Annotated in this window: 7 protein-coding genes; 5 read left to right on the forward strand and 2 right to left on the reverse strand. The window is 48.9% G+C overall.

Going from position 1 to position 11,346, the window contains the following annotated elements:
- The coding region (locus VSR74_RS20505) for an integrase core domain-containing protein (RefSeq protein ID WP_347796407.1) at positions 1-230 on the forward strand (230 nt) is incomplete at its 5' end.
- A gap of 199 nt (positions 231-429) precedes the next feature.
- Here the strand turns inward: VSR74_RS20505 and VSR74_RS20510 are convergent.
- Positions 430-1,323, reverse strand: a complete 894-nt coding sequence (locus VSR74_RS20510) for a WYL domain-containing protein (protein ID WP_115601062.1) — start codon at positions 1,321-1,323, stop codon at positions 430-432.
- A 175-nt stretch (positions 1,324-1,498) separates the two neighbouring features.
- Here VSR74_RS20510 and VSR74_RS20515 point away from each other — a divergent pair, with 175 nt between their 5' ends.
- Genes VSR74_RS20515 through VSR74_RS20530 form a run of 4 tightly spaced genes read left to right on the forward strand, consistent with a single transcriptional unit; the run spans position 1,499 to position 9,371 of the window.
- A complete protein-coding gene (locus VSR74_RS20515) occupies positions 1,499-2,965 on the forward strand; it encodes a hypothetical protein (RefSeq protein WP_347796408.1) in 1,467 nt (488 codons plus the stop codon).
- Positions 2,966-2,967: 2 nt separating this feature from the next.
- Positions 2,968-3,864 carry a hypothetical protein gene (locus VSR74_RS20520; RefSeq protein WP_347796409.1) on the forward strand — a complete coding sequence of 299 codons (897 nt, stop codon included), beginning with the start codon at positions 2,968-2,970 and terminating at the stop codon, positions 3,862-3,864.
- Between the two features lie 2 nt (positions 3,865-3,866).
- Positions 3,867-8,303, forward strand: coding sequence for a coiled-coil domain-containing protein (locus VSR74_RS20525; RefSeq protein WP_347796410.1), 4,437 nt, complete (start codon positions 3,867-3,869; stop codon positions 8,301-8,303).
- 24 nt (positions 8,304-8,327) lie between these two features.
- Complete coding sequence (locus tag VSR74_RS20530) at positions 8,328-9,371, forward strand: Wadjet anti-phage system protein JetD domain-containing protein (protein WP_347796411.1); 1,044 nt, start codon at positions 8,328-8,330, stop codon at positions 9,369-9,371.
- An 894-nt stretch (positions 9,372-10,265) separates the two neighbouring features.
- On the opposite strand, the gene VSR74_RS20535 is transcribed toward VSR74_RS20530, so the two are convergent.
- Positions 10,266-11,339, reverse strand: a complete 1,074-nt coding sequence (locus VSR74_RS20535; protein WP_347796412.1) for an extracellular solute-binding protein — start codon at positions 11,337-11,339, stop codon at positions 10,266-10,268.
- Positions 11,340-11,346: the final 7 nt, after the last annotated feature.

An 11,346-nucleotide genomic window follows, 5' to 3' on the forward strand; every position in this document is an offset into this window, starting at 1 on the left:
TGGACTTCTCCCGCCCCGGAAAACCGACAGATAACCCGTTTATTGAATCGTTTAACGGAAGCCTGCGGGATGAATGCCTGAATATTCACTGGTTCCTGTCGCTGGAAGATGCGCAGGATAAACTCGAGAAGTGGCGCAGAGAATATAATCATGAGAGGACACATTCATCATTAAATGACATGACTCCGGCTGAATTTATCCGGAGCCTGCAAAAAGACGAAGAGCTCTGATTTAGCACTCCATTGATTTTGGGCCAGGGTCATGAAAATAAAAAATAACTTTCACGTATGGAACTGATGGGGGGATTCAACTGAATCAGAAATTAAAAATCATAATTTATAGGTGGCTGGTTTTTTATATTCCTGCATCATATCTCTGATACAGGAACAGTCACAGTGAATGGCTATAAATTATTAGTAAACAGAATGTCTATCTCTCACCTGCATGGCGGTACTTATGAATAGGCTCACCTGTTTGGGCGTGCACAGCTAGAACAGGATAGACAAAGGGGCCGTGGCTGCTGGCGTCAGTAGCTTGTGCATATTCATCATCTGTTTTAGGTAGATTGTTTTCAGGGCATAAATAAAAAATCATTGGTGCACGAATGCTGAATTCAGATGGTTCAAGTATGTAGTCCCGCTTAATTACCTCTTGTTGCGCTTTGTTTAGTGTTGGATTGGCTATAAAACGCACGGGGATTACGACCTCCCATGCGGTATCTTTGCGCGGAGGGGGGGCTGCAGGAATAATCAGTTCCGGCGAGTCCAGAAATCGCGCCAAAACAAAGTCCTTAAACGCCGAACTACCCCAGTCATAGGCTCGCACATGCTGGCGCCCGTTAACGGTGATAATTACCGTAGGGCTTAGTGTACGGGATATGCCTTCCGGGTTTTCCATTGACGCATAAGTCACTTTTACTTGCCCCTTCTGTTCGATTGCTGACAAAAAAATTGCCAGCGTGCGGCTATGCACTGCGCGATGGATGAGCGGGATTTCCTGCGCGTGGGCCGCTTGCGGCGGTTGAAATTCTACCGTCGCACGCCAGACCAGATCGTTGTCTCCCAGCAAAACAGGCGAAAACGTCGTACTGGGGAAATACCCTTTTCGGCCGGCCCCCTTCTCAATAGCATTGCCTGGAGCGACCTCCATATAGGTTCTTACATCAGTACGAGCTTGTTGCGCCGAGACGCCAAACTCTTCAGCAATCATGCGCGAAGTGACTTTTCGTTCCCACAGTAGCTGGCGCTCAATATAGCGCAAGCGCAACCATTGTGCGTGACTGAGGGGGGATTTGTGTTTATCAAGAAACATTGAGTAGTACATATCAGTTTTATTCTTATTTGCAGGTTAATCAATTGCGGTTTGATATACGGACTAAGTATAGAAGGCGAATGACATCAAAACAAATAACATTGTTATCAAATAAAATTAAGCAAAGTTTCTTTGCTTAATTGGGCGGGGAGTACTATAGTGACTTCCGTCTCAGAGGGAGAATGTTATGTCACTAGGGTTTTTGGAGCAGGCTCGTAATGAATCTATGGCACGCCGCGAGCTGACGATTCAATCTCACGCGTTGCTGGTAGTGCGGACGCTGGATTCAATATACAGCGCCCTACAGCGCAATCCGTTTGATGGCTTCGAGCTTGATGCACTGGCGGCAATTATGTATCTCTTTGACGCCATGCTTTATTATGCTGACCGCGAGCGCCAGCCAGGTATGACGCGTAAAGAAGCAGAGCTATGTCTGGTTGGGCACCTCAATGAAGCCTATCCGGGACAAGAAGCGTCCGACTACGCGCAAGTTGCCAGCAAGATTTTTGCGGCGATCAAAGACCCTTTCCGTCTCAGTTATTACGACTTCTCGCAACGAACGCATTCCGAAGAGCAGATAGTCCGTCTGGTACGCTATGACCAGCTATCCGGCTCAGATGATATTCTCTGGTCGCTGACTGATGAAGGAATGCTGTTCTATACCCTCCGTTTGGATGAAACGCCGATAGAACGCGCTGCGATTCTGGCTTGGCGCACGCTTAAAACCATCCGTCGCGGTGAGATTGACAAGGCAGTACACCAGATCCAATCAACGCAGCGGCAACTGGAGCAATATCTAATTGGGATGCGGATGAAAGTGCGTGCTGCCCAGTCTGGTGATTTGAGTGCATCTTATGCACACGATATCCGTCCCGTACTCAATGATTCCTTTGATAAAACCCGAGAGGTTTTGGAACATATCCAGAACTCAATGTCGGCCATTACCGAAATGCTGGTTGAAGGAAATTCGAAATTAAATCCCGACAAATTAAATAAGCTACGTAGGGCACAGGAGATTTTTGCTGAGGTCTGCGCTTTTACGCAGCGCTATCAAGACTGCTTACTTGATGTTAACAAAGATTTTGAGCGAGCTCGTCTGAAACTCATTATTCCCAGAGATAATACCCTTTTCCGGGAAACGCTTGAAAAAGGTGCACTCAAGCCCTTGCTGTCTCATTCCCCCGACACTGTCGAAAAGGAAATCGATGGTCTCACCGCACGCCTGTTGGCTCCCCGAAGACAGGATGATGATCGGCACATTCTGTTTGACCTTGAGGCGCTGCTGAACCTTTATCTCGATAGATTTGAACAGGCGCTTCCACATGAGATACAGGACCCCACCGATCAGCCTGTAGCTATTGAAACCAACCTGCGAGGTATCCCTGAGTCTGTCATTAAAAAATGCAGCGATTGGGTTAGTGACCGATTGAAGAATTGGGGGCATGTGAGCTTTAGAGATGTTTTTGACGCCTATGAGTGCGAAGAATTATCCGAACAAGAACAACAGGTTTGTTTACTTCATATTGGCAGCCTGGCAGCTAACAGCGATCCCGCAATAGAAGTGGAGATAGACGACGCTATCGAAACAACGCTCTGGCGGGCTAACAATATCAAACTGTTAACGGTTGCTCCCTTACACCCCTTTGAGGAGTAGTTATGTACGACAATGAGCATCAACAAGTTAAACGCTACGCCGAGATTGCCACGCAGGCAATTATGAATTCACTGGGATATAAAATGGGGGATGAGCTGATTCAACGTGCGATTGATCTGCAAGGTGATGCCCTGTTCGCAGAGATTATCCGTGGCGTCGCGACAGGTATGAAATTGCGGTATCTCGGGATTCATGAGACCTACGGGGTATTACTGGCTGCAGATGGCCGAGGTCCGTTTTCCCCATCTTTGGGTTGGCTGAACAAACGCTTGCTACCTGAAACAATGGCTGAGCAACAGGGTAAGGAACGGAAAGAACAGCGCCTGTTTGCAGGCTTAACTCTGATTGCGTTGCTGGCTGATTTGTTTCCAACTCCAGACACCGTTCGTGTCGAGTTCGGTCAGAGTAACGCCATTAATGCCGCCTCGGTGGTAGCCAGGCTCAATAATGTTGCCGACCAGGTGATTGCCCAGCGCAAGGCCGAGGGTGACGATACCGTAGATGGCCTACTTATGGCGGCCAGGTTTGTGCAGGAAGAACGTATTCCCCGTATTCACGACGAAAAGGTAGGGCGTGTCTCGAGTATTCGCTCGCAAACAGAAATGGCAACGCGCTGGATACAATTGCTGCAGGAGGAAGGCTTTCTGGCCGAAGACAGCAGTCTGTCGGGAGAGTCCGACTGGTATCCGACCCAAAAACTCAAACATTATCTGCGCCATACTGGCATCGAAGAGACGGTGCGTTTTGTCATGAGCATCAGTCCAGCCGTAGAAGAACGGTCGTCCGATTTAGCTGAAAGCGATCTTGCAGCATTAGCAGATACCCTGGAGTTTCCTTCGCTCAATGAACGTCCAGTTACAACTGGAACCACAGAAACGCAACGCTTGAAGGAGATTTAAGCATGTGGCTGATTAAACGGGTTTATATGGATGGCGCAGGCCATGAAGAAGCTTTCTACAAGGACCTCACACTGGACTATATTGGCCTGTCTCAAGCGGTCGGTAGCCCTGTTGTTGAAGGCCTGCGCTCGCCCGTCAGGAATGTGAAGGTGGTGACCAGTACTTATCAGCAGCTTGTAAATGGGGGCGGTAAGTCAACCTACATCGCGCTGCTGTTATCGATTTTTGAGCCGTCCGTTAGTGACTTCACCCAATATCTGGCAAATCATCGCCAGAGTGAATACCACTACCGCAATTACTTCTATAAAGAACTCTCTGTTGTTTTGGTTGAGATGGTCAATGAATCAGGACAAACGTTATTACTGGGACATGCTCATCAGCGTAATGGAGATGATGTTGACCGCACACTGTTTATTTGTGATGCGCCCGACTCCCTGATGGGCGCGCCGTTTGATGAAGTCCCTTCTTATTCCCGTGCGGAACGGAATTCTGAGCTACGCCCCTATGCCAATAGCCTGCGCAGTTTTGATAGCTGGCTTAATCTCAAGGCAGGTAGTGAAGGCGGCATGCATTGGCGTAAAACCACCAGACAGAACGAGTGGCGCGCATTTTTACTGGAACAACAAATTAACGTTGATCTTATCAAAACAATGGTGACCTTCAACTCCGAAGAAGGTGGCCTGACCCGTTTTATCGAATACAAAACTGAACATGATTTCCTTGGCGCGTTCTTCGCCTGCACCATGTCTAAAGATGCGGCTGAGCGGCTGCGGGAACTGGTAGCGCATGAAGTTGAACGTCAGGGAGAGTTAGAGGGGATCCGTCGTAACGAGTCCTTCCTGAAGGATGTGCTGGCTAACTGGCTGGCGTTTCTTGATCCGGCTAAACAGCTGGAAAGCATCCAGGCGCAGCAGCAACTGCTGGATGATGGCTTCCGGGAAGCAATGCGCGATCTCGCAGCCTTTGTCGGGGATGCTCAGGTTGAACAGACGCAGCTTGAAGATAACATGGATAGTTTGCAAACGCATATTGGCCAGGCGATGTCTCTGCGTGAGCAGTTAGGTAAGCGCAGAGCACTGCTTGAATATGATCTCGTGCAGCATCAGTTCGACAAACAAAAAGTGATAGTCGATGCGCTTCAAGACGAAGCCGATACCAATCAGCGCCAGATTGAGATTACTCACGCTGCTATAGACTACAAAGCCTACGCTAAGGCCCTGAATGAGTACCGCCAGGCAGATGAAGATCTTAAGGTATTCCAAAGTGAAACAGAAAGGCCGCTACAGGTGATTTTCGAGCGTACTGCTAGCGAGGCCTTGGGTACATTAGAGTGGGCAATCGACAGACATCGCCAGCAGGAGGTTACGCTTGAGGAAGAATTAGGGCAGATTGATAGGGAAAGTAATACCCTTAAACAATCATACGACGAACTACAAAAGATGCAGGGTGGCCTGGAGGCGGATCGTGAGAGATATAAAAGAGACAAACAGCAGGGCGAATCGCAACGGAATCAATTATGTGAAGCTGGGTTGATCCAGAAGGATGAAACACCAGTAGCAGCCCAATACCGACTGGAATTAACCTTACGCGATGCAAAGCAGAGTGAAGAACTGGTTAATACAATTCTTCATCAGAAAGAGCAGGCGCTGGAAGCACAGCTGAATGTTGTGCGGGAGGCATCAATTGAGAAAAGTGAGGCCCAGCAAAAACTCATTCTGGCTGAACAAAAACACCAGTCAGCTGTGGATAGTGCTTTAGTTTTAGCAAAAACCTATCAAAAACTGCCAACGTCAATGCAACATGATCTGGATATTGAAGACACGAGTTGGCACAGCGAGCTGTGTGGATTGCAGCTCGACAAGGTATTGAATGCGAACTCTCAAACGCTGAATGGAATGAAAGAGCGTTTACTGCAAGCCCGGCACGAACTGGACGAGTTAAGGATGACGGGACATGAACTGGTCGCTAAGCAGGTCAATGAGGCACTTGAAGCGTTTTATACGGCGGGCATTGCTCGGGATAAGCTCTGGACATTTCCACACTATTTGGCCTCTGTTTACAACGATGATGCACAAAAGATTGCAGCGGTGATCGATCAAAACCCTGGTCGCTACCTGAGCTTGGTCGCACTCGACAATGTAACGTTTGAACAGGTCTGTAAAATTAGTGAGATCCTACCCTGGAAGAAGGCACCTATTGCGATTTACCTGCTGGATGAAGCACAAGATCTCCGCCGAGAAACGTCTGAATTAGTACAAGTCGTCCTCTCAAACCCCGATAAGCACGGATATAGCCAGGCCGCTTACGAAGCCCGGCTGCAAGACCTGGAGAATATCGTAGCGTCGCAGGAAGTCAGTGTGAAGGCTGCGAAGAGCGCCCTTAATGTACTGGAATCTTTCAGGAATGACTGGCGTCTGCATTACGAACAGTATGGTAAGCATTGGGCGGGACTGCTTGACCAACGGGAGCTGGCTCTCTTAATACTGGAAAATGCTGATGCAGCACTTAAGCAAGCTGAGCATGATGAGCAAACACTGCGTGACGAGAAGAGAAATGTCCAGGTGCGGTTAAACAACGCCCGACAGCAGAAAATTCAGGCAGAAAAAACACATGATAAACTGAGTCTTTTTGTAGAAACAGAATGGGCGAAGCGTGAAACGGCGATAATGAAACTGGAGCAGTTAGCTGCACAGATTCAGCGAAACAAGGGCACTCTTTGCACCCAGAAAGAGAGACTGGAACGACTGAGCGAGATCGAGAAGAACAAGCTCTCCGAGAAAACCCTTTTAAATATCCAGATGGGCAACTGGAGTAATCTGTGTAACGAGCCGTTCTATTCAGAGATTACGGCGACTGACGGTATGGCAGGACGAAGCCCCGAAGATGCCCATGAGATGGCAGCTCAGGCGCACAAAAAATTGCTCGAAGCAGCCAACGGTGATCAAGTGACCGCTCTCAAGCAACAACTGAAAAATGCTGAACAGGCACAACGTTACGCCTCTGAGCGTTTGACCGCTCAACCCACCTACAATACATATCCGGACGAGGTAAAAGCGGCGGCTATCAATGAGCTAACGGTAATTAATAATCGCATCGTACGCCTCAACGAACAGCAGAAGCAATTCACGCAAAATCTAATTAATTCTCAGGTAACTCTGCAAAATTTTTCCCAAAGCTGTGAGGAGGCTAGTAAAGCAATTGACGAGGATTTTGTTTGGGAAGAGAAGCCCATTGAGATAGAGACAATCCAAACGTCTCTGGCCGAAATCGTCAACAGCCTCCATGAAATTGAATACCAGCTAAAACTTCACCAGGAGCAAAAGAAGCTGCAATTGCAAAAGATTGAAAATGTGAAAGAACGGTTACAGAACGCCAAAACAGCTCAAGCGATGATCCAGCCCATTACGCCGAGCCCTGCCGCGGGTCTACCTGGTAGGATCCTGAGCATCACAGAATATGCTGACGATCTGGCTACACAATGCCAAATGTATGCCGGTCTAAATGAAACGCTAAAACAGCAAAATATACGCGTCTCTACGGTTTGGGGATACTTCCGCAAACGGATCGAAGAAGAGTTGGTCAAGGATCCAGACGCCCGAGCCAGTCAGGAATACTTACGGCAGTTGGACTCAATCGCAACTTATCATGAAGTGCTGGGCGATTTGGACAGGGTCGGTACAGGGATCACGCAGGTATTCGAAGCTGTGCAGGATAGCCTGGAACAATTCCAGCGTTCGATTGATCTGACTGTCACCCATCTGACTGCTCATCTGGAAGGGGCGATTAAACTTCTCAAGCGCGCGATGTCGGTCAAAATTCCTGAGGATTGCCCCGTACTGCCTGGTCGGCCTATTATCAAAATGACCGATAGGCTGAATGATGTTGCCGCTGATCTCAGGGGTTTTGCCAGCAGCCGCTTGCAGCAGTGGATAGCCAAGGGACAGATACCTAGAGCGCCCAATCGGGACGCCTTGACGGCTGATTTGGTTCAGTCGGTATTTGGCGAAGGGGAGCTGGAGGTGCGTTTGCTGAAGACGAATGCCAGCCGTCCACAATGGACTCCTGTCACCCGACTTGAAGGTTCGGGTGGACAGCGCCTTACATCTGCCTTTTTACTGTTTGTGACGGTTGGTAAAGTACGGGAGTACGATACGGGTATTTCAAGTGCAGGATTCTTGTTAGCCGATAACCCGCTGGGTAAATCGAATGCCGATGATCTGATGCGCATTCAAACCCAAATGGCCAAAGCCTATAAAATCCAGCTCATCTACCTGACTGGTATTTCGGATGAAAACGCCCAATCAATGTTTGATAACCATCTCTTCCTGAATAAAGTTCAAAAACTGAGGCGGCGCGATTTGGTAACCGTTGATAAAGAGCGCCATGCCCTGTGGGCGGCTTCTCTGGCTGCTAAGCCACAGTTCGATCCCGTCATTTAAGGTTGATATGAGATGAGTAGCGTAATGATCTGGCTATCCCGATTGGAGTCGACAGCCAATAAACATCGTCTTGCCGCTGGTAAGGCTGTCCGTACAGTGAAAGCTAATGCGGTGCTGGATGAGGTATTACGCGCACACAACCAAGAGGCCTTGAGCCAGGAGGTGCCTGATTTGCTGAGTCAGGCTATTACGGAACTGCTTGAGAGGGACTGGCGGGCTCAGCCTAAGCACAAAGCGAGTTGGCAGCGCTACTGGCGGGGTATGAGCCTGCCAAGTACTTTTGTTTACGAGGGTGCCATCGTTCCTACGGAGACAACATCAGAAATAGCCTGGCATCCTTGGTTGGCCCGACGTATTACAGGACAACTGACCCAGCCAATTAAGGCACGCTTACAACAGCTGAATACGTATCTTTTTCGCCAAACCGAGGGCGACAAGTCACTATTCCCGGGCTTGCTTGGGCATCGTGAGCGGTCTCTCCTTATATTTGGTGACGAAAAAGCTCTGGACTCCTTGCCACCTGATGGCTGGAAGCATGTCGCTCTGACTTTGGCTGATATGGGCGCGTTTCGACGTGCACCACCTTTACCGTATGAGTCATCATGTTGCCATGATCTTCCGGCTATCATTGTTGAAAACTCCGATGTGTATTATCGACTATGCCAACTTAATCGAGTTCAGACTCGTTGGTCACTGGTCATTTATGGCGCAGGTAACAAAGTGTCCGGCCAGGCGGAGTGCGTGTCACAACTCCTTGAGGTCGAACAGGTAAAACAGTTACTTTATTTTGGCGATCTGGATGTTGCGGGCTTAAAAATCGCCCATCAGTTGCAGTGTAAGCTGCTTAGTGATTACGGTATCAACTTACATTTGGATGAATGGCTTTATAATGAACTGATCTTAAATGGTCTAATGACGCCAGAAGGGAACGCCAACAACGAACGGTTTGATTTTGAATTGCAGTGTAGGTGGATGCCACAGTTTGTTTTACAAGAAATGAAGACTCTTCTGGCGATCCATCAGCGTCTACCTCAAGAAGGTGTGGCTTCTTTAGGTTTAGTCATATAGTTCGAATCCCAATGTGTTTTTTAGGGGATAGCCTACTTATAATACAGGTGGGCACTCCTATCGGAGAGTAACCTTTACTGCTGATTTATTATTCATCGTGACCGATGATATATATTTGCTAATCATATTGGCTCCATTTATTGAGAATAAAGATCCAACTTTGTGATCTTCCACGCAGTATTCAATTTCATGTCCCATTTTGGGGGCAAATTCCCAAAATAAAATCTCACAATCTATTAATTTTCAATAAATTAAGAGAGAAGGCGAGTCCGGCCTTCGTTAAAAACAGGCGTAAACCTAAAACCGTGCATGCCTTATTCATTAAAATGTGAAATCAACGGCAGTCACAAGAGACCATGTTTCTGGCTTTTGTTTATAAAGCCTCAGTTCGGGGACATTCTACTCACCTTCTACTGCGTCAACCTATCTCCACACCACTTCTGGGCACCTCGGTATTAAGTTAGATATAGCCGGGGGTGACTTTAATATCCTTGTGCTTCAGCATGACGTATAAATTTTGCTCCGGTTTCCTCATTAGTCCGGTTAATACTGTGTGGCAGTGTGAGGAAAAACGACAGTGATAATCGTTGCTCAGCTTAGCAAAGAAGCCGCTTGGCGTAGTGTCCACTTGTTGATGCTGTTGATATTAAATTTCGCTCGCCGGAAGCGCTACCTCGTTTTCGCGCTTCATACAGTAACTTTTCCTTACTGGGCTGTCGTCGGGAGGAGATAGACAAGACAGACTCATCGTGAATTTTACTGCCCTCGGCCTGAATAAATAGGGTGTTATGCAACAGTCGGATGGCGGTGTAGTAGACCCCTGAACCTTTCGCATCTGCCTTTTCGCCTGGTCAGGTTCAGGGGGATCGTTTATGACTACTCGTAACTTGAGATTTACTGCATCATTACTTCGCGAACGAACTCTTTCCTGAGCTGTGTACTATAGGTTTTGCCGTAAAACTGCACCGATGCCTCCGGGCGTTTCGCGTCCGGGCTGACCTGTTTGTTCATCGGCGCGGAGCCGAAGGCTTTGCTGAGCGCTTTCTGCGTTTCAGGTAGGATCAGCCAGTTAAGAAACAGCCGTGATGCCGCCGGGTGCGGGCTGTTGGCGGCAATTGCTGCGATGTTACCGCCACCGGGCATACCGAACTCCGGCACGTAAAATTTCAGCCGTGAGGTGATGGCCCCGGTATTTTGCAGCCCGGCCAGATGGTCTTCCCAGGCGGGCGTCAGCATCAGTTCGCCGTCGTTCAGGCGCGTCAGGCTATCAGCGCCGGATGCGGTACGGGTGATTTTGTCGCTGTTGGCGGCGAACCACTGCCAGCCTTTCTGCCAGTTTTTTACCACCGCTGGGTCAACGCTCTCAGCTTCGCTGTTAAAATTCCCGCCCTGAGTCGTAACGACGCGCTGGATAAACGCTTCCCCCGCGCCGCCGTTGTTCGGGTCGTTATAGCCGAACTTTTTCGGGTTGGCGTCGATAAAGCTCTGTAATTGCTCCAGCGTTTGCGGCAGCGCCCGGTCGCCCATCTGCTGAGGGTCGTAAGCGAACCCGGTTTGGTTGCCCCAGAACGCTACGGCATAACCACGGGTATCAACGTTCTGAATCTGGTGAATGGCATCGCCATAGCCGGGCAGGTCGTCAACCTTTGCCAGTGCTTTCGCCCCCGTCGTTACCGGCAGTTGTGCCACGGACAGGGCAATAACGTCTATTTTGCCCTTTGCTTTGCCCGCTTCCGCCAGCAGCTTGTTCATATTGCCGTCGATACTGCCTTCCGGGATGCGCACCTTAACGCCGTACTGCTGCTCAAAGTCCTTCACAAAGCTGCGCCACTGCGGCTGAAGGTACCAGACGTTAAAGGTCACGCTGCCCTCTTTTTTTGCCTGGGCAACCAGCTCGGCGTTATCCGCAGCCTGTGCCAGCGAGCTGCACAGCAACCCTCCAGCCAACATTATTAGTGCTTTTTTCATTATATTT

Source organism: Pseudocitrobacter cyperus, assembly GCF_039889165.1.
Lineage (GTDB): Bacteria > Pseudomonadota > Gammaproteobacteria > Enterobacterales > Enterobacteriaceae > Pseudocitrobacter > Pseudocitrobacter cyperus.

Excerpts from the sequence above, each read along its gene's own strand:
- VSR74_RS20530 (WP_347796411.1), top strand. The coding sequence starts at position 8,328 with ATGATCTGGCTATCCCGATTGGAGTCGACAGCCAATAAACATCGTCTT.
- VSR74_RS20535 (WP_347796412.1), bottom strand. The coding sequence starts at position 11,339 with ATGAAAAAAGCACTAATAATGTTGGCTGGAGGGTTGCTGTGCAGCTCG.
- VSR74_RS20525 (WP_347796410.1), top strand. The coding sequence starts at position 3,867 with ATGTGGCTGATTAAACGGGTTTATATGGATGGCGCAGGCCATGAAGAA.
- VSR74_RS20515 (WP_347796408.1), top strand. The coding sequence starts at position 1,499 with ATGTCACTAGGGTTTTTGGAGCAGGCTCGTAATGAATCTATGGCACGC.
- VSR74_RS20510 (WP_115601062.1), bottom strand. The coding sequence starts at position 1,323 with ATGTACTACTCAATGTTTCTTGATAAACACAAATCCCCCCTCAGTCAC.
- VSR74_RS20520 (WP_347796409.1), top strand. The coding sequence starts at position 2,968 with ATGTACGACAATGAGCATCAACAAGTTAAACGCTACGCCGAGATTGCC.